Origin of the sequence: Helicobacter zhangjianzhongii, assembly GCF_030249855.1 — a bacterium.
GTDB lineage: Bacteria > Campylobacterota > Campylobacteria > Campylobacterales > Helicobacteraceae > Helicobacter_B > Helicobacter_B zhangjianzhongii.
Map to the genome: position 1 here is coordinate 123,254 of NZ_JANURN010000001.1, position 22,234 is coordinate 145,487.

At 43.8% G+C, this 22,234-nt stretch carries 20 protein-coding genes and 2 pseudogenes; 18 read left to right on the plus strand and 4 right to left on the minus strand.

Annotated features, from left to right (window positions below):
• Positions 1-87 precede the first annotated feature (87 nt).
• A pseudogene (gene ribD / locus NYG90_RS00590) lies at positions 88-927 on the minus strand (bifunctional diaminohydroxyphosphoribosylaminopyrimidine deaminase/5-amino-6-(5-phosphoribosylamino)uracil reductase RibD); the annotation flags it as partial.
• Positions 928-1,035: 108 nt separating this feature from the next.
• Here ribD and NYG90_RS00595 point away from each other — a divergent pair.
• The 16 genes from NYG90_RS00595 (at position 1,036) to NYG90_RS00670 (ending at position 18,970) form a co-directional block, all read left to right on the plus strand.
• A complete protein-coding gene (locus NYG90_RS00595) occupies positions 1,036-1,692 on the plus strand; it encodes a 3-methyladenine DNA glycosylase (protein ID WP_285256243.1) in 657 nt (218 codons plus the stop codon).
• Positions 1,689-3,173: a M20/M25/M40 family metallo-hydrolase gene (locus NYG90_RS00600; RefSeq protein WP_285256244.1), complete on the plus strand. Its 1,485-nt coding sequence runs from the start codon at positions 1,689-1,691 to the stop codon at positions 3,171-3,173. The genes NYG90_RS00595 and NYG90_RS00600 overlap by 4 nt, the downstream gene beginning before the upstream one ends.
• A 31-nt stretch (positions 3,174-3,204) precedes the next feature.
• Entirely contained in the window at positions 3,205-3,930 is a 726-nt protein-coding gene (locus NYG90_RS00605) for a hypothetical protein (protein ID WP_285256245.1), read from the plus strand.
• 131 nt (positions 3,931-4,061) lie between these two features.
• A complete protein-coding gene (locus NYG90_RS00610) occupies positions 4,062-6,140 on the plus strand; it encodes an RNA degradosome polyphosphate kinase (RefSeq protein ID WP_285264540.1) in 2,079 nt (692 codons plus the stop codon).
• Entirely contained in the window at positions 6,140-6,676 is a 537-nt protein-coding gene (locus NYG90_RS00615; protein ID WP_285256247.1) for a gamma carbonic anhydrase family protein, read from the plus strand. Before NYG90_RS00610 ends, NYG90_RS00615 begins: the two co-directional genes overlap by 1 nt.
• 2 nt (positions 6,677-6,678) lie before the next feature.
• A complete protein-coding gene (gene pyrD / locus NYG90_RS00620; RefSeq protein WP_285256248.1) occupies positions 6,679-7,740 on the plus strand; it encodes a dihydroorotate dehydrogenase (quinone) in 1,062 nt (353 codons plus the stop codon).
• Positions 7,741-7,780: 40 nt separating this feature from the next.
• Positions 7,781-9,055 carry a M16 family metallopeptidase gene (locus tag NYG90_RS00625; protein ID WP_285256249.1) on the plus strand — a complete coding sequence of 425 codons (1,275 nt, stop codon included), beginning with the start codon at positions 7,781-7,783 and terminating at the stop codon, positions 9,053-9,055.
• 20 nt (positions 9,056-9,075) lie between these two features.
• Complete coding sequence (dapA, locus tag NYG90_RS00630; RefSeq protein WP_285256431.1) at positions 9,076-9,957, plus strand: 4-hydroxy-tetrahydrodipicolinate synthase; 882 nt, start codon at positions 9,076-9,078, stop codon at positions 9,955-9,957.
• Entirely contained in the window at positions 9,954-10,754 is an 801-nt protein-coding gene (locus tag NYG90_RS00635) for an enoyl-ACP reductase (protein ID WP_285256250.1), read from the plus strand. The genes dapA and NYG90_RS00635 overlap by 4 nt, the downstream gene beginning before the upstream one ends.
• 41 nt (positions 10,755-10,795) lie before the next feature.
• Positions 10,796-12,469 carry a glycosyltransferase family 2 protein gene (locus tag NYG90_RS00640; protein ID WP_285256251.1) on the plus strand — a complete coding sequence of 558 codons (1,674 nt, stop codon included), beginning with the start codon at positions 10,796-10,798 and terminating at the stop codon, positions 12,467-12,469.
• A gap of 98 nt (positions 12,470-12,567) precedes the next feature.
• Positions 12,568-15,246, plus strand: a complete 2,679-nt coding sequence (locus NYG90_RS00645; RefSeq protein WP_285264541.1) for an AAA domain-containing protein — start codon at positions 12,568-12,570, stop codon at positions 15,244-15,246.
• A 9-nt stretch (positions 15,247-15,255) separates the two neighbouring features.
• Positions 15,256-16,062 carry an aldo/keto reductase gene (locus NYG90_RS00650; protein ID WP_285256254.1) on the plus strand — a complete coding sequence of 269 codons (807 nt, stop codon included), beginning with the start codon at positions 15,256-15,258 and terminating at the stop codon, positions 16,060-16,062.
• Positions 16,063-16,111: 49 nt separating this feature from the next.
• Positions 16,112-16,531, plus strand: a complete 420-nt coding sequence (locus tag NYG90_RS00655; protein ID WP_285256255.1) for a MerR family transcriptional regulator — start codon at positions 16,112-16,114, stop codon at positions 16,529-16,531.
• A 209-nt stretch (positions 16,532-16,740) separates the two neighbouring features.
• Positions 16,741-17,853 (plus strand): alpha/beta hydrolase, encoded by a 1,113-nt coding sequence (locus NYG90_RS00660; protein WP_285256256.1) that lies wholly within the window; start codon positions 16,741-16,743, stop codon positions 17,851-17,853.
• 20 nt (positions 17,854-17,873) lie between these two features.
• Positions 17,874-18,359 carry a cupin domain-containing protein gene (locus NYG90_RS00665; RefSeq protein ID WP_285256257.1) on the plus strand — a complete coding sequence of 162 codons (486 nt, stop codon included), beginning with the start codon at positions 17,874-17,876 and terminating at the stop codon, positions 18,357-18,359.
• 2 nt (positions 18,360-18,361) lie between these two features.
• Positions 18,362-18,970 (plus strand): sugar O-acetyltransferase, encoded by a 609-nt coding sequence (locus tag NYG90_RS00670; protein WP_285256258.1) that lies wholly within the window; start codon positions 18,362-18,364, stop codon positions 18,968-18,970.
• 60 nt (positions 18,971-19,030) lie between these two features.
• Here NYG90_RS00670 and NYG90_RS00675 read toward each other — a convergent pair.
• Together NYG90_RS00675 and NYG90_RS00680 are read right to left on the minus strand one after the other, a co-directional pair.
• Positions 19,031-19,165 (minus strand): annotated as a pseudogene (locus tag NYG90_RS00675) (winged helix-turn-helix transcriptional regulator); the annotation flags it as partial.
• A 138-nt stretch (positions 19,166-19,303) separates the two neighbouring features.
• Positions 19,304-19,519 carry a hypothetical protein gene (locus tag NYG90_RS00680; RefSeq protein ID WP_285256259.1) on the minus strand — a complete coding sequence of 72 codons (216 nt, stop codon included), beginning with the start codon at positions 19,517-19,519 and terminating at the stop codon, positions 19,304-19,306.
• A gap of 103 nt (positions 19,520-19,622) precedes the next feature.
• Between NYG90_RS00680 and NYG90_RS00685 the strand changes: the two genes are divergently transcribed.
• A complete protein-coding gene (locus NYG90_RS00685; protein ID WP_285264542.1) occupies positions 19,623-20,909 on the plus strand; it encodes an ankyrin repeat domain-containing protein in 1,287 nt (428 codons plus the stop codon).
• Positions 20,910-20,960: 51 nt separating this feature from the next.
• Positions 20,961-21,827: a hypothetical protein gene (locus NYG90_RS00690; RefSeq protein ID WP_285256261.1), complete on the plus strand. Its 867-nt coding sequence runs from the start codon at positions 20,961-20,963 to the stop codon at positions 21,825-21,827.
• 102 nt (positions 21,828-21,929) lie between these two features.
• Here NYG90_RS00690 and NYG90_RS00695 read toward each other — a convergent pair whose 3' ends face one another.
• Entirely contained in the window at positions 21,930-22,223 is a 294-nt protein-coding gene (locus NYG90_RS00695; RefSeq protein ID WP_115011024.1) for a DUF3240 family protein, read from the minus strand.
• Between the last annotated feature and the right edge of the window lie 11 nt (positions 22,224-22,234).

Genomic DNA, 22,234 nt, shown 5'->3' on the forward strand with positions numbered 1-22,234 from the left:
TATATGAAAAAGTGGGATATTGCTATCAATATCCTTGCGTGTGAAAATCCCCACATTTGGCACGCTCGTGTTGGCATAAGGAGGCGTGGCGTAGCGGGTGTCAAGCCTTGGTCTATCTGCCCTTGCAGTCGCTCCGGAGATGATTAGGCTTTGGGCTATGGTGCGTTGATTATGCGTAAAAATGCGCGATAGATCCCCGGAGATTTGCCCATTTTTGTAGCTACCATCAAGCCGCTCTGCAAGCTTAAATACAACAAATCGCCTAGATTCTCTTAGGCACAAAAATGGATAAAGCACATTTTGGGCTTGTTTTTTTAGAGATGTATTTGTGATGAATTCTACTGCTACGCCAGCTTCTTGCAATCTCTTGCTACCATTGGCACTTTCTCCCCATATATCACGCGCAGCGATAAGCACGCGTTTGGGCGCGATTTGCGCGATAAGCTGGGCGCACGGAGGGGTTTTGCCAAAGTGATTGCAAGGCTCTAGGGTGAGCAAGATTGTCTTATCATAGAATGCACCATTATGATAAGCAGCGATGAAAGCGTGGATAGCGTGGGAGTGTAGGGGTAGAGTCTCTAGGGCGATGTGAGAAAACTCCGTGTGTGTTGCTTGGAAATCTTGCCACAATGGCGCAAGTGTTTCAAGCTCTCCAAGTGCTTGTGGAGGGGTGGTGTGGCTTGTGGCAAAAGTGGATTCTAGGCTAGAATCCACTTTTTGATAATGCAAGTTTTTTTGCTTACTTTTCGCATATATTTGCACAAAAGCCCAAAAAACTGCCAAAACTTCCGCGTGAGGTAGCCCTGCTTTTTGATGCGCTTCTAGGCTTAAAATCTCCCCATTATCATCATATACCATAGCAGCGACAGCGGGGTTTGGTAAGGTTAGTGTTTGGTATTCCCACGCTTTATCTATACATCGCTTCATTAAAACTTCGTCAATTCGCACACACTTCTCCGCCCTATAAATGCGGCATTCTACACTTTTGGGGCTTAAATTTCTGCTACAATGCCTAAAACTACTAAGGTTGCAAGCGTGGATATAAATAGTATAGAGCTACTGACTAGGCTTAAAAATTTGGATTTGCTGAAGGGCTTACATCAATGGTGGTGGGAGGGGGCTTTGGGCTTTGAAGTGGTTGTGGGCGCGATTTTGACGCAAAACACCAAGTGGGAAAAAGTCAAAATTTCTTTAGCAAATCTCAAGGGTTCCGGGATTTTGACACTTAGCGATGATACAAGCTTGCATAATCTTGCAAAGATAGATTCTATTGAGAATCTTATCGCTCCAAGCGGGCTTTATCGACAAAAAAGTGCAAGAATCATCGCGCTAGCGCGAGCGATTGTAGAGGATTTTGGCGATTTTGCAAGCTTTCAGCAGGGGGTTAGCAGGAAGTGGCTTTTAGAGCGCAAGGGGATAGGATTTGAAAGTGCGGATTCTATCTTGAATTATGCGTGTGGTAGGGAGATTATGGTGGTGGATAGTTATAGTGCTAGGCTATTGGCTGGACTTGGCTGGGAAATGGAGAGCTATGAAGATGTGCAGAGGTGGTTTATGGATATGCCTTACAAAGAGATTGCAAGGCTCTATCCTGCAATGCCATTAGCACAGGTTTATGCAAGGTATCACGGCAAAATCGTGGAATTTAGCAAGAAAAAACTCCCAATACAAACGCTTATGGAGGAGCAATGAGTGCGCTAGAGTATTTCTATAAGCTTTGCTCTATCCCCCATCGCTCTTATCATACACAGGCTATGCGCGAATTTTTATGCGCGGAATGTGAGCGGCTAGGCTTTAAGATTTGCATAGATGAAGCTGGCAATATCTATGCTAGCAAGCCTAGCATTTTGGATTCTACTGCAATGCGTCCTAAGGTGTGCTTGCAGGCGCATTATGATATGGTGGGTGTGGGCGTGGCTGCGGAAGATAGGGCATTAGAGCTAGTGGAAGAAGGACAATTTTTACGCGCTAGAGATTCTTCACTTGGCGCGGATAATGGCGCGGCTATCGCAGCGATTTTATGGTGTATGGAGCGTGGGGGCGGGGATTTTGAAGTGCTTTTTACTAACGATGAAGAAGTGGGGCTGTGCGGGGCAAACGCGCTTGCAATTCCTATCAAAGCTCCGTTTTTGCTTAACCTTGATAGCGAAGTCTTTGGTGAGGTGATTGTAGGCTGTGCAGGCGGCTTTGATGCGCTCTGCTCTTTTGCTGCTACAACTTACGATGTCTATGGCGGTGTGTGGATCGAGAGCTTTGGCTTTAGTGGGGGGCATAGTGGCGTGGATATACATAAAAATATCAAGTCAAGCTTAGCAGAGTTTTTCGCAGTTTTTGGCTGGATTGGCGAGTGTTTAGGTGAAAAAAGTGGGATAATCCTTACACATTTGCAAGCAGGTGAAAAGTCAAACTCCATAGCCGTGGGGCTTAATGCGCAAATAGCCTTTAGCACGCAAGAGATCGCGCTGCATTGCGCACAATCCTTGCACGCTTTGATGACTATGGAAAAAGTGGATTCTACGCTAATCCACCATATCGCTCTAGAATCTAGCCGAGATTTTCAAGTGTGGCGGATATTTGTGGGTCCAAACGCTGGCTTTGTGCTAAAGATGACAGAAAATCCTAGCAAAAAAGCCCGCGTGCTAGGCTATGAGATGGCACATCTTGCGCATTTTGTGAGAGAGCTTAGGCAGGGGGTGTGGGAGCAAGATGCGCACATAATCCTTAGCTCGCTTAATATTGCCCTAGCACGCACGCACGATCAGCACCTAGATTTCACGCTAAAAGCCCGCGCCAATAAAGATGATCTCCTAGAATCTATGCGCACTTCTATCCTTGAGATTTCGGGGCGATTTTGTCAAAAACTTGCTACAATAAGTGGCTTTTACGCGCCGTGGCAGCGACAGCTTGCCGATGATCACCCTATTTTGCAATGTATCCAACAGGCATTTGAGTGGAGACATACAGAGATCGGTGAGATCCACGCAGGGCTAGAGTGTGGGATACTGCAGGAGCGGTTTGCGCAAATGGGCTTGGGATCTGTGCTTATGGCGAGCATTGGTCCTACGATCCTTGCGCCGCATTCCGTGCAAGAGCGTCTTGATATTGGAAGCTTTGAGGAATTTGTCAAGGTGTTAGATAGGCTTATTGCAAGTCTGCCTTCAAATCTGCCTTAAGGCTAGATTCTACTTCTTCTAAGGTTTAGAAATGAGAAAAATGATGAAAAATGCTTTGGGCTTATTTGGTGTGATGCTGCTAGCTTGTGTAGAATCTAGTGCGCGACCTTTAGCCCCAAGTGAGCAAGACTCTGCCACCCAGCCCCTAGAATCCACATCACTAGAATCTAGCTTATCTCAAACAGATTCTAGCAAGGTTACCAAGCGATCGCCATCTCTCTATCAGCCCATAGCTCTTAGCAAGTCATCGTATGGGTCATTTTCCATAGGCTATTCCCAAAGTCATATACAAACCAAAGCCTTAAGCGTAGTCGATAGTGCCACAAATACGCGCGTCTCTAGGGGCGTTGATCACATAGCGCGTGGGGTGTTTTTCGGGCTGGAGCGTGGAATGCATTGGCATAATTTTATGCTAGGTGGCTATGTCAATGGCGTGGCAGCACAGGATTACTCACTAAGCTTTGGCGTGCGCGCATCGTATCTCATCGCGCGTTATGTCGTGCCAAGCGTTGGGATTAGCTGGAAGCTGCAGCATATACAATTCCCCAATGATACTAAACAATACAACATTCACGGCGCAAGCTTTAATGCTGGATTGTTTGTTAATATTGTGCGAGGATTTGGGCTAAAGCTTGAGGGCAGCTACTCATATCCTTTGGTGATTTTGCGCGGTGTTGATGCGCGTGCCTATGGCGATCCTATATTTAGCGGCTATGCGTTTGCTGTGAGCTTGTGTCTTTATGATTTTTCTATCTAGAATCCAGTTTTGTATGAGTGGTGGTTATGGATTCTAGTTGTGCTAGGTTTGGGGGATTTTAAGATACATAAGATACAATAACTACGACTACAAGGCGTGTAGTTTAGCGACACTATGGGTAAGGAGGCGTTATGGAGATAGTGGATACAATGTTTTTCAACAGAGAGTTGTCGTGGCTGCGGTTCAATACGCGTGTGTTTAATGAAGCAAAGAATACCAAGCTCCCGCTACTTGATCGATTGAAGTTTTTGGCTATTTATGGCACAAATCTCGATGAGTTTTATATGATCCGTGTGGCGGGGCTTAAAAAGCTCTATGCAAGCGGGATTAGCGAAATCGGTGCCGATAGACTCACTTCTGCCCAGCAGCTTGCTCATATCCGCGAGTATTTGCATAGTGAAAAAGCCCAAGTGCAAGAGCTTTTTAGCCAGATACAAGCAGGGCTGGACAAAGAGGGCTTGAAGATAAAGGTTTTTAGCGAGCTAAACAAATCGCAAAAAGTGCAGTTAAGAGAGTATTTCTTACGCTATCTCTATCCGGTGATCGTGCCTATTGTAGTGGATTCTACCCACCCATTTCCGCATTTAAATAACCTAAGCTTTGGTATAGCTATCGAGCTACGGCATAACGAGACTAAGGAGCTGAAGTTTGGTATCGTGCGGATTTCGCGTGTGCTAAAGAGATTTGTCGAGCTTGATGGTGGGGTATTTGTGCCGGTAGAGACGATTGTAGGGGAGTTTGCCGCGGAGCTTTTCTTAGGATATAGTGTGGAGCATTATGTGCCATTTCGAGTAACGCGCAATGCGGATTTTGAGATAGAAGAAGATGAAGCTGATGATTTTATGCAGCTAATGAGCGAGGGGCTGCGTGCTAGGAGAAGAGGAGAGATCACGCGCTTAGAGATAGGAGAGGGCAAGGTAGAGCTGAAAGAATTTGTCCAAAAGCAAGTGGAAGTTGTGCCTGAAGATGTGTATTCTTACTCGATTTTGCTTAATCTTGGGGCGATGTGGGAGCTTGTAGGGGCGAAAGATTTTGCGCATTTAGGCTCTACGCCATTTGTGCCTAAAACTCTCCCACCTATAAATCCTGAAGGCAATATCCTAGATACCATAGAATCTGGCGATATTATTGCATTTCACCCTTATGAAAGCTTTGATCCGGTGGTGGATTTCATCACCACGGCTGCGAAGGATAAAGATGTGCTATCTATCCGTATGACGCTCTATCGTGTGGGGAAAAACTCCCCCATTGTCAAAGCCCTAATCCAAGCCGCAGAAGAAAAACAAGTAACCGTGCTTGTCGAGCTTAAAGCGCGCTTTGATGAGGAAAATAACTTGCATTGGGCGCGTGCGCTAGAATCTGCTGGAGCGCATGTCATCTATGGTGTGCCTGCCCTTAAAGTGCATGCCAAAGTCGCGCTTGTGGTTAAAAAAGTCGGCGATAAGCTCACAGAATATGTGCATTTAAGCACGGGGAACTACAACACCGCTTCGGCTAAAATCTACACAGATATAAGCCTTTTTACGAGCAATCAAGCAATTAGCAATGATGTCGTTAAGCTTTTCCACTCGCTCTCCACAGGTAGCTCGCACAAGACAAGGCTTGATACTCTATGTGTCGCGCCTACGCAGATCAAGTCAAAGCTTTTAGAGCTTATCAAGACAGAATCTAGCTTTGGTGCAGAAGGGCGCATTATCCTTAAGGCAAATGCCATTGTTGATACTGATGTGATAAAGGCATTGTATGAAGCCTCAAAGGCTGGCGTGCAGATTGATCTTATTGTCCGTGGCGTGTGCTGCTTGCGTCCTGCGGTTAAGGGTATGAGTGATAATATCCGCGTGCGCTCGATCATCGGCAAATATTTAGAGCACGCTAGAATCTACTATTTCGCTCACGCTAAAGAAAGGGTATTTTTCTCTAGTGCGGATCTTATGCCGCGCAACCTTGAAAGAAGGGTGGAGCTACTTACCCCAGCGACTAATAAGGCAGTCGCTGATAGGCTTATAGAGATTCTAACTATCCAGCTTAGCGATAATGTCCAAGCTCACGAGCTTTTAAGTGATGGCGAATATCGCAAAATCCCCACCCCCAAGGAGAATCCCATCTCTTCACAAATCGTTTATGAGCAATATGTCAATGAAATCCATAGCTCAAACAAAAAAGAAGCTAAGGCTAAGAAATTGCTACAAAGAATGGTAGGAGAATCATAATGATCGCTAGTTTTAATGGCATATCTCCCAGGATCGCACAAAGTGCTGTGATCTTGCCGCATACTTCAATCATAGGCGAAGTGGAGATAGGGGAGAGCGTGAGTGTGTGGTATGGTAGTGTAATCCGTGCTGATGGAGCTAGAATCCATATCGGCAGTGGTAGCAATATCCAAGACAATAGCATCATTCATATTGGCTATGCGACACAGGATTTTGATGGCAGCACGATTATTGATGAGAATGTTACCATTGGGCATAATTGCATAATCCACGCCTGCCATATAGAAGCAGAATGTATCATCGGTATGGGTGCGATTGTTATGGATATGGCGGTTATAGGTGCGCAGAGTATTGTGGGGGCTGGAAGTGTCGTTACAAAAGGCAAGAAATTCCCACCCAAAAGCCTGATCATAGGGAATCCAGCGCGTTTGGTGCGCTCTTTAAATGATGATGAGGTGGCACAGGGCTTGGCATCGGCTTTGCATTATCAGCATTTGGCTAGTTTGCATAGTGATCTTAAAGTAGTGAAGGAGTAAGTATGGAAATGTATCAAACATTGCGACCGCTTTTGTTTAAATGTGATGCAGAGAAGATGCATCATCTCTCGCTAAAGGCTTTGAAAGCTTTGCGCGCGCTGCCCTTTGGTGATGATGTGCTGCTGCGTTTTTGTGCCTATGGTGATGAGAGCTTAGCCCAAGAGATTTTGGGCTTGCGTTTTTATAATCCCATTGGCTTGGCGGCTGGCTTTGATAAAGATGGGCGATATGTCAAGGCTTTGACTACGCTTGGGTTTGGGCATTTGGAGCTTGGGACAATCACTAAAATCCCTCAAAATGGGAATCCAAAGCCGCGCCTTTTCCGCCACGAAAATGAGCAAAGCTTGCAAAATGCTATGGGGTTTAATAATCTAGGCAGTATCGCAGCTACCACAAAGCTGAAGAGTCTCTATCCATTTTGTATCCCTCTTGGCATAAATATCGGGAAAAATAAAGACATCACCGAAGAAGATGCCGCGCTAAATTATCAAAAAACTTTAGAGGATATGCTAGAAGTGGGCGACTACTATACTTTCAATCTTTCTTCACCAAATACCCCTAATCTACGGGATTTACAAAATGAAAAGTTCGTAGAATCCCTTTTCACAATGGCAGCTCAAAAGACACAAAAGCCACTCTTTTTAAAAATCGCGCCAGATATGGATAGGGATTTTGCGTTAAGTGTGTGTGAGAGAGCGTTGGATTCTGGTGCGAGTGGGATTATCGCTACTAATACAACTACGGATACTTCATTGATCGCCAATCCTAAGCACGGCGGCATTAGTGGGGCTGCTTTATGCGAAAAAAGTAGAGAGATGTTTGCTGCTGTGGCAAAGGCTCTGCGCAAAACACACAAAAATGCGATATTCATTAGCGTGGGTGGAATTGCTGATGCGAAAGAAGCATATAGTAGGATTAAATTAGGCGCATCGCTTGTGCAGGTTTATACAGGGCTTGTATATCAAGGACCAAGCCTTTGTGCCAAAATCAATCGCGAGCTTTCTGCCTTGCTTAAGGCTGATGGGTTTGACTCTATCGCGCAGGCTGTTGGTGCGGATTTGTAGCTTAGAATCTATGCGATTTGTATTATTACTAGGAGTGTTGATGAGTATAGGACTTGGGAAGAGTGTGCTGCCAAAATATGAGCAAAAGACTTTAGATAATGGCTTACAGATTGTCGTTATCCCTATGGATAATGGTAGTGGCGTGATAGAGAGCGATATTTTCTACAAAGTCGGCTCTAGGAATGAGATTTTAGGTAAGAGCGGCATAGCGCATATGCTTGAGCATTTGAGCTTTAAATCGACCAAAAAGCTTCAAGCAGGGGAGTTTGACAAAATTGTAAAAGGCTTTGGCGGTGTGGATAATGCTTCCACAGGATTTGACTATACGCGCTATTTCATCAAATCAAGCGCAGAGCATATTGACACTTCTTTGGGGCTATTTGCCGAGCTTATGCGCAATCTCTCGCTAAAAGATGAGGAGTTTCAGCCAGAGCGACAGGTGGTCGCAGAGGAGCGCAGATGGCGCACGGATAATTCGCCGCTTGGGTATTTGTATTTCCGCTTTTTTAATACCGCGTTTTTGCACCACTCCTATCACTGGACGCCTATTGGATTTATGGGGGATATTTTAGGCTGGGAGATTGGGGATATTAGAGAGTTTTACAATGCTTATTATCAGCCAAATAACGCTGTTATTGTCGTGGCAGGCGATATTGAGCCGCAAAAAGTCTTTGCTTCTGCGAGTAAGCATTTTGGCGCGATTCCTGCGGCAAAATCTATCCCAAAAGTCCGCATAGAAGAGCCAGAGCAAGATGGCTACCGAGAAGTCATTGTCAAAAAGCCCACACAAATTGAGTGGCTCATTATGGGTTATAAGATTCCTGATTTTTCTCACACTGATCAAATCGCGCTAAGTGCGCTTGCAGAGGTGCTAAGTGGCGGTAAGTCCGCCTTGCTTGATAGCGAGCTAGTTGATAAGCGCAATCTCGCTAGTGAAGTGTCGGCTTCGGCTATGGGGCTTAAGGATTCTGGGGTGTTTATGATTATGGCAGCGGGCAATGAAAAGGTGCGGGCAAAGACATTGCAAAAGGAGATTCTAGGGATTTTGGAGCGTGTGAAGCAGGGGCAGATCACGCAAGAGGAGCTTGATACTGCCAAGCGTAATATGCAGGCAAGCTTTGTGTATTCACTAGAAAAGTCAAGCTCGGTGGCGGGGCTATTTGGGGCATTTTTGGTGCGTGATGATGTAGCCCCACTTCTGCGCTATGAAGAAGAATTTAGCAAGCTAACCTTAGCAGATCTCACACGCGTGGCACAAAAGTATTTTGTGGAAGACACGCTAAGTGTGGCTATTTTATGCGATAAAAAGGAGTGAAAATGTCTTATGCAGATCAAATGCCACACGGCGCGATGAGCGCGCTTATCACGCCCTTTAAAAACGGCAAGATCGATACGGAGTGCTTCATCTCACTCATAAAGCGGCAAATCCGCTATGGAATGGACGCGTGCGTGCCTGTGGGCACCACAGGAGAGTCTGCCACGCTCTCGCACAATGAGCATAAAGAATGCATAGAAATTGCCGTGAGTGTCTGCAAAAATAGCGGCACAAAGGTGCTAGCAGGTGCTGGGAGCAACTCCACTGCTGAAGCCATAGAGCTAGCGCGATTTGCGCAGCAATGCGGTGCGGATGGGATTTTGTGCGTGAGTCCCTACTACAACAAGCCCACCCAAGAGGGGCTATACCAGCACTATAAAGCCGTAGCACAATCGGTGGAAATCCCCCTTATGCTCTATAATGTCCCCTCTCGCACAGGAGTCAATATCGAGCCAAGCACGGCGATACGACTCTATAATGATGTGCCAAATATCACCGCTATCAAAGAAGCTAGCGGCTCTATGGAGCGCATAGTCGAGCTAAACACACTTGCGCCAGATTTTGCGATATTTAGCGGAGAAGATGCGATCAATTATCCCATACTTGCTAATGGTGGAAGCGGCGTAATCTCCGTTACAGGAAATCTTTTGCCAGATAAAATTTCTACCCTCACACACCTAGCTTTAGAGCGAAAATTCAAAGAATCAAAAGCTATAAATAATGAACTTTATGCTATAAATTGTGCTTTGTTTTGCGAGAGCAATCCTATCCCTATCAAAGCAGCGATGTATCTATCAGGGCTTCTATCAAGCTTAGAATATCGGCTGCCGCTGCTCTCTCCTAGCGCGGAAAATCTACGCTACATCGAGCAGACATTACGACATTATGAGGTGAAGCAATGACACAATCTCAAGCAAGCTCAAATCAAATGAAAGGCAAAACGCTTGTCATATCAGGGGCGACACGCGGTATCGGCAAGGCGATTTTGTATAAATTCGCGCAAAATGGCGTCAATGTGGCTTTCACATACAACAAAAACGAAGAAGAAGCAGATAAAATCGCCAAAGATGTAGAATCCACTTTTGGTATCAAGGCTCGCTACTATCCGCTCAATGTCCTAGAGCCAGAGCAGTATAGCGAGCTTTTTAGCAAGATTGATAGCGATTTTGATCGAGTGGATTTTTTTGTAAGCAATGCCATCATTTATGGCAAGAGTGTGGCTGGCGGGTTTGGACCATTTATGCGCCTGCGTCCTAGGGGGCTAAACAACATTTACACCGCCACGGTGCTAGCCTTTGTCGTGGGGGCGCAAGAAGCGGCAAAGCGTATGAAAGAAGTGGGTGGGGGTTCTATCATCTCCCTAAGCTCCACAGGCAATCTTGTGTATATGCCAAACTACGCAGGACACGGCAACTGCAAAAACGCCGTGGAGACAATGGTCAAATACGCTGCCGCTGAGCTTGGCGAGTGGGGCATACGCGTCAATGCTGTGAGCGGCGGACCGATCGATACAGATGCGCTGCGTGCTTTCCCAGACTATGCGGAAGTGCGTGCAAAAGTTGAAGAGCAATCTCCGCTTAATCGTATGGGCGCACCAGAAGATCTAGCAGGCGCAGCGTATTTCTTATGCGACTCTGCTCAAAGTGGCTGGCTCACAGGGCAGACAATCGTCATCGATGGCGGCACGACTTTCAAATAGCCTAGCCAAGCACTTGCCTAACACTCTCCCACCAACCCCCAATGCAGACCGACACAATCCCAGCAAGCACTTCTCTAGGTGCTTCCCTTGTCATCACCACCTACAATAGCCCCGATCGCCTAGCTTTGGTGCTAGACTCTGTGCGAGATCTCTCCCCACTCCCAGCAGAAGTGATCATCGCTGATGATGGCAGCACGGAAGAGACTAGAATCCTTATAGAATCTTACGCAAAAGATTTCCCCTGTCCCTTGCGACATATATGGCAAGAAGACAAGGGCTTTCGCGTTAGCATTAGTCGCAACAAGGGCATAAAAGCCGCTACACAAGATTACATCATCACAATCGATGGCGATATGATTTTAGACCCCCACTTTATCGCCGATCATTTGCGATTCGCCAAAAGGGGCGTGGTTTTGCAAGGCTCTAGGACAGGGCTAAGCGATAAAGTCTCCCAAGAGATTTTAGCCGCCAAAGCACAAGCCCCACAGCAGAGCACAGCCTACCGCCTAGCATTTGCGCATAAAAAGGCTAAGTCTCACCGCCTAGCATTTATGGCATATTTGGCAAACTTGCGCTCCACCACCGCACGCTATTTACGCAAGAGTCCATATCTCAAGCCTGTCGTGCGCACTTGTAATATGAGCTTTTATAAAAGTGATTGGGAGAAGCTAGGCGGATTTGATGAGGGCTATACAGGCTGGGGGCGAGATGATACAGACTTTGTCGCGCGGCTTTTGCTCCAAGGCGGCAAGCTAAAGCGCGTAACCTTTAGCGCAGTGGCATACCATATCCACCACGAGAGCAATATCAACCCACAAGCCCTAGCGATCAATGACAAACGCTATCTTGCTATGCTCAAATCCCACGGCATTACTTATCCCCCCCCCCTACCAAATCCTAGCGATGTCTCCCTTGTCATCACCACCTACAATAGCCCCGATCGCCTAGCTTTGGTGCTAGATTCTGTGCGAGATCTCTCCCCGCTCCCAGCAGAAGTCATCATCGCTGATGATGGCAGCACGGAAGAGACTAGAATCCTTATAGAATCCTATGCCAAGCACTTCCCCTGCCCCTTGCGACATATATGGCAAGAAGACAAGGGCTTTCGCGCAAGTGCTAGCCGCAATAAAGGCATTACCGCGGCTAAAGAAGCGTATATTATCTTAATCGATGGCGATATGATTTTAGACTCACACTTTATCGCGGATCATCTGCGCTTTGCCAAAAGTGGATTCTGCCTAGGCGGCTCTCGCACAATGCTTTGTGAGAATACTACCAAGGAGATTCTAGCCAAGCGCACTAGCGGCGATACAAGCGCGTATAAAGAGGGCTTTAAATACAAAAGCTGGAAGGCTTATCGCTGCACGCTTCTAGCGTGGATTATTTATCTATGTAGTCAAAAAAGTGCCAAAAGCTTCACCAAAAGTGTCAAGGCAAATGTTGGGAGCTGCAATATGAGCTTTTATAAAGCAGATTTTGAGAAAATAGGCGGGTTTAATGAACGCTTCACAGGACACGGGTCAGAAGATTGGGAGTTTGTAGCTAGATTTTTGTTTGCCGGGGGGAGAAGTGCTAGGCTGAAGTTTTGCGCTGTGGGCTATCATATCCACCACCCCACTCGCCCACAAGATCGCGCTAATGCCAACTACCAGCTCTACCTTGAGACTCTGCGCACTCACCTTGGCACACTGCCTAAAGATGCCAAACGAGCATAATAAGGCACTAAAGAGCTACCTTGATCGCGTGTAGATCGCGCTGCTAGTAGAATCTATGAGAGGGATATGCTAGGTAGCTCAATTATTATGAGATATTTATGGATAGCATAAAGTTTTTGATTTTGCTTAATGGTGAAGACAAAACAGAATCTATTACAAGCATAAAAGAGCAAGATAATCTATGGCACATCACATTTGCTAATACGGCAAAAACTTATACCTACAAACACGACAAAGTCATCTTTCTTACAAATCCGCAAAAGCACACAAAGCCAGAGAAGCTTGGTATTTATAATGCTAAATTTGCCCTTATTTTTGAAAAGTATTGCAAAATATTTTTTGACAATGGGACAACAAAACTGCTAGAAACGACAATGCTATTACCAGATACAAAAGGCTGTAATGCCGATGTTTTTTTGTATTGCAAAGAGTTGGCTACTATCGTAGGGGTAAAAAATGAGGAAAATAAGTCGCTTCTCTCAAAGGCATACAACAAAATAGATATGGTAGCAAAAGAGAGTGTTTTGAGTCATTATTTATGCGCAAGTCAGCCACACAAGAATGATATGGATTCTCCCATACTTTCGCCATTTGGCTTAAATGCTTCACAATTTCAAGCAATTTACAATGCTTTAGAATCTCAAGTAAGTATCATAGAAGGACCTCCTGGCACAGGCAAAACACAAAGTATATTAAACATCATTGCAAATATTATATTTCTTGGCAAAAATGTAGCTGTGGTTTCCAACAATAACGCCGCGACAGATAATGTCTTTATGAAGCTAGAAAAATATGGCTTGACACATCTATGCGCAAAGCTTGGTAAAAAAGACAATATCAAGCAGTTTTTGCAAAATCAATCACATATCTACCCAGATTTTGCACAATCCATCACACAAGAGGAAAAGGACACACTCTATCAAGCCATACAAAAGCTCAACACACAAGCACAAGAGATTTTTACTTTACAAAATGCTATCGCAAAGCAAAAATCTCTTCTTAGTGCATTAGAGCTAGAGTTTCGCCATTTTACAATGCAAGAAAATTTACAGATATATCCACATTTTTTGACATCTTTGCAAAAGGATTCTACCCTTTTACTCAAGACAAAGATCGCTTTTGAAAACACCCCAAAAGGTTGGCGATATTTTTTGCTTGTATGCAAACTCTGCTTGATACAACACATTGGAAATTTTGCTTTTTATAAACTTCCTTTGCAAGATATTATCCAACATTTTGAATACGCTTATTATGTGCAAAGTATCGCTACTGCCAAGGAAACACTCACCCACGATACAAAACGCCTAGAGGCATTACGCATTGCACAAACACTAGAGCATTTGCAAGAATATTCTTTTACCCTTTTGCGTGAATCTGTGCGGATTAGATACGACAATCGCACACAAAGACCTATTTTTAGCGAAAAGGATATGTTTAATAATGCAGAGCAGTTTTGCGATGAATACCCCATAATTTTTAGCACCACACACGCTATCAAAAATTGTTTTGGGCGAGATTTTCTCTTTGATTATTTAATCATTGATGAAGCCTCGCAGGTAGATTTAGTAACAGGTGTTTTGGCTCTAAGTGTGGCTAGAAATATTGTGATTGTAGGAGATACAAAGCAATTACCAAATGTGATAGATTCTGCAACATCTCAACAAATCCAAGAGATCACTACACACTATAAAATCCCCTCACGCTATGACTATGCGCAGCATTCTTTTTTAAGCTCTGTGTGTAGTGTTTTGCCAAATGCCCCTAGAGTTTTGCTTAAAGAGCATTATCGCTGCCATCCTAAAATCATCAATTTTTGCAATCAAAAGTTTTATGACAATGCACTTGTCATTTTAAGTGAAGATAATGGAGAAGCAAATGTGCTAGAGGTGTATATCAGTCCTGCTGGTAATCACGCAAGGGGGCATTATAATCAAAGAGAAATTGACATTATTGCCAATGAAATCCTGCCAAGCACCACCATAGAGTCGCACGAAATAGGCATTATCACTCCCTATAATGAGCAAAAAGCACATTTACAAAAAGTAGTGGGCGAGATTGAAGCAGACACTGTGCATAAATATCAAGGCAGAGAAAAAGACCTTATCATCATCGCAACTACCGATAATCAAAGCAATGATTTTATCGATGATAGCAAAATGCTAAATGTCGCCATTACACGAGCTAAAAAACAGCTAAAACTCATCGTATCTTATGATGTGTGCCATAAACAAAACACAAATATCAATGACTTTATCCGTTATATCACCTATCAAAGTGCAAAACCCATAGAAAGCAAAGTTTATTCAATCTTTGATCTACTCTATAAAGCAAATGCACAAGCAAGAGAATTGTATCTCAAGGGCAAAAGGCGTATCTCGCAATTTGATTCAGAAAATATTGCCTTTGCTTTTATCAAGGACATACTCCAGCAAGATTCTTACCATAGCCTTGATGTTTTGCCGCACATACCCCTTGCTAAAGTCATTAAAATAGATGAAGCTCTCACGCAAGAAGAAAAGCTCTATGCGCAAAATCCACTCACACATTTTGATTTTATCATCTATCATATTATGGATAAAACGCCTTTGCTTGCTGTTGAGATTGATGGCTATGCGTTTCACCATACACATAAGCAGCTAAATCGCGATAGGCTTAAAGATAGCATTTGCAAAAAGCACAATTTTCCACTTTTACGCCTTAGCACCACACAAAGCGCAGAATCTAAACGCCTAAGAGATATGCTTCAGGCTTTGCTTAATAACAATGGCAGAAATTAAAGGAAAATAATGCAATACATCACCCTAAATAATGGCATTACAATGCCTAGCATTGGGCTTGGGACCTATGAGCTTTGTGGGCAAAAGGGTGTGAAAATAATGCAAAATGCCCTGCACATTGGATACAGACTCTTTGATACCGCACAAATGTATAAAAATGAAAAGGAGCTAGGCATAGCCATAGCACAGAGTCTGCAACACTTACAAAGAAACGATCTTTTCATCACCACAAAGCTTTCATCTAGTATGCCCTACAAAAAGGCGTGGCAAAGCATAGAGGGTAGCCTACAAAATCTTGGGCTAGAATATGTAGATTTGCTTGTAATCCACGAGCCTTACGCAAATGCTAAAGAAATGTATCAAGCCTGTGAAGAGGCGTATCGCAAAGGGCTTATACGCGCAATTGGAATCTCAAATTTTTATGGCAGATTTTTGGAGGATTTTTTAGATTCTGTGCGTGTTAAGCCTGTGCTAAATCAGGTCCAAGCACATATTTTCTTCCAGCAACACACATTGCAAAAATTTTTAGAATCTAAGCATATTCACTTGCAAGCGTGGAGTCCTTTAGCTTGTGGGAGAAATGGCATTTTTACAAATGCGACTTTGCAGGGCATAGCAAAAGCACATCATAAAAGCACCGCACAAATTGCTTTGAAATTTTTGCTAGATAAGGGCATAAGCGTGATACCAAAGGCTTCAAGTTTAAAGCGATTGCAAGAAAATCTCGCACTCTTTGACTTTAGCTTAACGCAAAACGAGAGAGATTCTATCACACGACTTGATAGTAATAAAAGCCTTTTTGGCTGGGATTGTTAGGGGTTATTCACTTTTACCCTATAATTACAAGAAACGACAAGGAAAACAAATGGCATACACAATCATAGAAGTTGAGAAAATGACAGGGATTCCATCAAGAAAGATTAGATTCTGGCTTGATAAGGGACTGTTCCCCTTTATAGAGCGTGATGAAAATGGTGTGCGTTACTTTGCAAAAAGTGATATGGAGTGGGCTAGGTGGATAGAGTGGCTTAGACAATGTGGAATGAGTCTAAAAGAAATTCGCGAGTATGCGGAGGCTTTAAGCGGGGGTATTAAAACTGCACCAAAACGCAGGGCATTACTGCAAAAAAGCTACACAAATTTGCAAACGCACATCGCTTCACTGCAAGAGATTTCACAAAAGCTAGAGACAAAAATTGGATTGTATGATGAGATGATAGAAAAAGGCGTGGATACCTTTAATCCGCAAAGTGGGGATTATAAGGGGTGTGAAAAGCAGTGTTAAGCTACTGCTAAATCGCCCTTAGTCAAATAGGCTATATTTCCTTAGCCTTAAACTTAACTTTGAAGTTCTAGCTGCTTTCAAGCCCTAGTCTAAATAAGTTCAAAAATCTTGCATTTTCCCCTTGACAGACACTAGGTGTCAGGCTTTATACTTTTACACACAGAATCAAATAAGATTCTATATTTCACATCCATTTTAAAGGACACATAATGAAAACAAAACAAAATCGCAGAGATTTTTTACAAAAAGTTGGCATAGGAGCAGGAGCATTACTTATAGGCAACACGCTTTTAGCAAAAGAAAGTAGCCCAAAAGCTCAAAGCCCTAGCACACAAAAATTTAGAGAAGAAAAGCTAAATCTTAGCACAAAATGGGATAAGACTTTTCCTAAAAGCTCTAAGGTGCTTCATCAAAAAGTAACCTTTCACAATCGCTATGGAATCACACTTGCCGCTGATTTATATCTGCCAAAAAATCCAAGTAAAGATTCTAAACTCCCAGCCCTCGCACTAAGTGGTCCCTTTGGTGCTGTAAAGGAGCAATCAAGCGGACTTTACGCACAGATTCTAGCAGAAAGTGGCTTTATCACTCTAGCCTTTGACCCAAGCTTTACAGGTGAGAGTGGTGGGCTTCCTCGCTATGTCGCTTCGCCTGATATAAATACAGAGGATTTTAGTGCGGCGGCGGATTTTCTAAGCCTTTATCCAAATGTGGATTCTAGTAAAATCGGCGTTGTGGGGATTTGTGGCTTTGGGGGCTTTGCGATTAATGCTGCGGCAAATGACCCACGCATTAGGGCTACCCTTGCTTCTACGATGTATGATATGAGTTGTGTGTATGCAAATGGCTATTTTGATAAAGAAAATAGCAAAGAAGCAAGGAATAAAAAGCGAAAAGAGTTAGCAGACCAAAGGCTAAAAGACTATAAAAGCGGTGTGTATGCCCTAGCAGGAGGCGTGATAGATCCGCTGCCAAGCGATGCACCAGAATTTGTAAAAGACTATCATAGCTACTACAAAACACCTCGCGCTTACCACAAACGCTCACTAGCTTCTAATGGTGGGTGGAATCGCACTTCAATGCTGCCCTTTTTGAATATGCCGATTCTAACTTATAGCGATGAAATTGAAAATGCGGTGCTTTTGATACACGGAGAAAAGGCACATAGTAGGTATTTTAGCGAAGATGCGTATAAAAAGCTTAAAGGGAAAAATAAGGAGCTTTTCATCGTCAAAAACGCTTCACACACGGATTTATACGATAAGCTAGATATTATCCCCTTTGCAAAAATCACAGCATTTTTCAAGCAGTATTTAGTATAAATATTTTTCAAGGAGCGCGTATGCAAATAAGTAAAATTATTGCTGCTAGTATATTGGCAGTATGTTTCGCACAAGGAGAAAAATCTATGCAAGAGATTACAAAAGAGGCAAAAGAGATGAAAGGAGATTCTAGAATCTTTAGTGGTGATGTTAGAATTACAATGCTTTTTGAGAAAAATGCGTGGCGGAATTTTAGCGGTGCAAGAGTGCATTTTAGCCCAAAGGCTAGGAGTGCTTGGCACACTCACCCTGCTGGGCAGACACTTATCGTAACGCAAGGTGTGATTTACACAGGCACAAAGAATGGAATCGTGCATAAAGCAGAGACGGGAGAGAGCATTGCTTGTCCGCCAAATGTAGCGCATTGGCACGGAGCGGGGCTAGAATCTAGCGGCACTCATATCGCCCTAACGCAATATGATAAGGATTCTAATGTAGTGTGGGGACAGAAACTAAGTGATGAAGAGTATTTACAAGCGATTAAACAAACAGAGAAAAGGAAGTGATTATGCAGGATATAAGTAAAGCAAAAGCTACAACAAACGCCACGCCACGCACAGATAGAGACATTTTCACGCGTGATTTAAATGGGGAGCTAGTGGATATGAATGATCCGGAGTTTGATAAGATTAAAGAAATTATCTTGCGGACAATAGAGCTTACCCATAAGCTAAATTCCGCACATCATAGCCCAGAATCTACACGAGCGATTTTTAGCGAGATTGTAGGCTATGAGGTGGATTCTAGCACTTGGATTATCCCGCCTTTTTATGTGGATTTTGGACGCAATATCAAGGTAGGCAAAAACTTCTTTATGAATCAATCTTGCACTTTTATGGATAGGGGTGGGATAACGATTGGCGATGATGTGTTTATCGCCCCAAAGGTATGTCTCACTACAATCAATCACGACTTTAACCCCTATAATCGCAAGGCGACTTTCACAAAGCCCATTGTGATAAAAGATAGGGTGTGGATAGGGATAAATGCCACGATTTGCCCGGGCGTTACCATTGGGGAAAATTCAATCATCGCCGCAGGAAGCGTGGTAACAAAAGATGTCCCGCCAAATGTCATTGTCGGCGGCAATCCTGCCAAGATTCTAAAAACGCTTTAAGAATCTTAGCTGATGTAAAGCTTAAATGGTGTTTATTATCTTATGTGTTTATAGGATATGCTAACCTTGCATATCCCCCTTGTGTGCTTGTCCCCACGCGCACATAGAATCCAAAATTGGTATAAGTGATTTCCCACGAGATGATAGGCTATATTCTACTTTAGGTGGGATTTGCGGGTTTTTGCGTTGAGTGATTTAAACAACACGCCCTTTAATGCAGCGTTTAGGAGCGTTTATCACGCGACTTTAAAGAAAAATAGCGCATAAATCCCAAGTAGCCTAGAATCCACTTTTGACAAAACACTTAAATCCAAACCACAAGCCGACCCCCTCTCACTCGTGAGCTGATGAAACTCTCTCCATCATCGCGAGCCGACAAGGTCGGCGTGGCGATCCATAGCCTAGAATCCATTTTTCAAAAGTGGATTCTAGTGCAAAAGCAGTGGATCTATGGATTACTAAAGAAGCTGCGGCTTCGCCTTGCTTTGCCACGCTTTGCAAAGCAAGGCTTGCAATGACAGAAATGTAGATTCTAATAACAACACCCAAAAGTGCCTAGAATCCACTTTTGCTTACGATCAGTGTGCTATACTTTAGGATTTTACTTAGAGATTTTATTTGAAGTGGGCTTGCCATATCACAAAGGATTTATATGTTACGACTTATCACGCTTTTTGCCATATCTTTCGCGCTTTGCTTGGGACAAGTGCTAGAGAGCTCTGCCACCGCACCCACACAAGAAGAGGCAAAAAGTGCCGCGCTTGATGAGCTCTCTCAAAGCATAGAAGTAAGCGTGCGTGCTAAGCACAGCATTATCCAAGCCCAGAGTCAAGAGCAATCCTATGAAGAAGTCATAAGCCACATTACACTAGAATCTAGCTCGCAATTTATCCAGCCAAAAATCACCTACAAAAAGCTTAAGAAAAATCTCTATGAAGCAGCTATCTTAATCGATGATCCAGCCCCCTATCACGCCGCGCTAAAGAAGCTTAGTGCTGAAATTGATGCGCTAAGCATAGGTGTTGAGACGCCTATCACGCAAAGGGACCTAAAGGAGCGCATCTATAAGCTAGAAAATATCATAGGCTTATATAAAACCTATCGCGCTTATGAGCTAGTGCTACTTGCTATGGGAGAGCCTATACGCAGCGCACCTAAGCAAAATCTCGCCTATTTTGCCGCAAAGTATTCTTCTATCGATCCTAAGATGTTTGAGCGGCGCGCAGATTCTAGCCCTACTCAAGCTTCTTCAAAAGACATTGCTACAAGCAGAAGCTACCATTATAGCCGAGGCTACAATTCTAGCCAAGCACTCTTTGAAGCGATTAGGGCAGGCAATAGCGATGGCGTGTATTCCGCACTAAAAGATGGCATAAACCCAAACATTATGGACGATTTTGGCACACCAGCTTTGATACTTGGGCTTACCAATCCAGACATCACCACCTTGCTACTAGAGTTTGGCGCAAACCCTGAAGAGGTTGATAATGAAGGACGCACGCCCTTGATTGCCGCCACAGATCCACGCATTAGCAACAAAACTTGCCGCAGTATTCAAGCTCTTTTAGAGTATAAAGCAAATCCAAACCACACCATAGCTTATGATGGCAGCACGCAAATCCCTTTAGTGCAAATGTATAACAACTACAATGAAATGGGCTTTGTCGGGGAGTTTTGGGAGAAGCAAGGTATATATGAGTGTAATAAGCGCGAGCTTATAAAGCTCTATTTGCAAAAGGGTGCAGACATCAATTTGCGCGATGATTCTGGGCGGGGGATTTTGTATTTTGCTGCGATGAGTGGGGATATAGAGCTTGTGCGGCTTTTGCTAGATTCTGGTGCGAAGATTGATCCTAGCATTGATCGGGGCAACACAAACACCACCGCTGGCAAGAGTATCCAAGCTTTGCTAGATAGCAGAGCAAGCGCGCAAAGGTAACAAGCTAGAATCTATCAACAAAGGAAAAACCCTAAATACCAAAGGAGTGCAATGGTAAGAGTTTTTGTGATTATGAGTTTGCTAGCGGCGGTAGCTTTTGGCTTCCCTAGGGAGCTGACGCACACAGGGCTATTAAGTGATAGTGGCATAGTGAGTTATGATTCTCTCACATTTAGCGGGACTAATGGTGTAGGGACTAATGGTGTAGAAGAAGTGAGCTTTGCTGGAGAGGTGGAGCTTACCGGTGTGCTTGAGAAAGGCTATGAGGACGAAATGGAGGGGAGTCAAATGAGCCTAAGATTCTACCCTGATACAAATCTTAAGCTGCCATTTTTGTATCATAGTTTTATTAGTATAGATGAGCTGAAGAAGATAGATTTTACAAAGCATAGGGAAAATAGATCCGTGCTTATCTTGAATGCTAGAGACTTGGCACTGCAAGGAGAGCTTGGGCTAGATAAAAAGATTTTTGGTGTCGTGGCGGCTAGGGCAAAAGTGCGGCTTAAACATTATAGATTCTATGGTGAGGGTGATGCGGGGCACGAGATTTATGCAAATATAGAACGCGTGGAGATTTTGAGCGGTATTTCTATCTCGCCTTTGGCTTATGAAGATTTAGGGTCTTTGCGTTTGAAATATAAATCTACAGATAGCTATATCAATCTCCGCCAATCCCCCAATGGCACAATCATTACACAAATTAAGCGCGAGTGTGTGGCAAAGGATTTTGGCGGAGGGGCTAGTAACGAAGCTGGTGCGAGATTGTATTATGCAGGGGAGAGCCTATCGGCTAGGAGTAAGGCAAGCACGCAAGATTCTGCTTGGCTTGGAGTGTTTTATTTCCCCAATGGTGCAAAAAGTCCAATATTTGGCTATATCCACGGATCGCAGGTGTTTTGTGCCTTTGGTATTGATTAGGCGCGTATTTTGGCTGATTTGATACGCTTATCAAATATCTTAAACCTGCCATATCGCGCAAATTTAGAGCTAGATTCTAGGTGGTAGAATCTAGCTCTGTGGCTAGCTTTCAAAGTCAGTGATATTTTGCAGCATATAGCAGCTAATATCATCGCGTCCGTATTTGGTATAAAAATACCCTACAAGCTCCACAGCCCTATCATAGTCGATATATAAATCAAACCGCCCATACTGCTTGCGCCCACTTACTTGCTCTCTTTGACTAATGAGCAAATCGCGCAAGGCATATTTATCACAAGAGCTATAATAAAAGTCATTAAATCTGCGCTCTAGCAGCGCATCGACAATGTGGTCTTTAAGCTTACTATCGGCATAAATTTGTAGCCAGCTACACATAATCTCCCTTT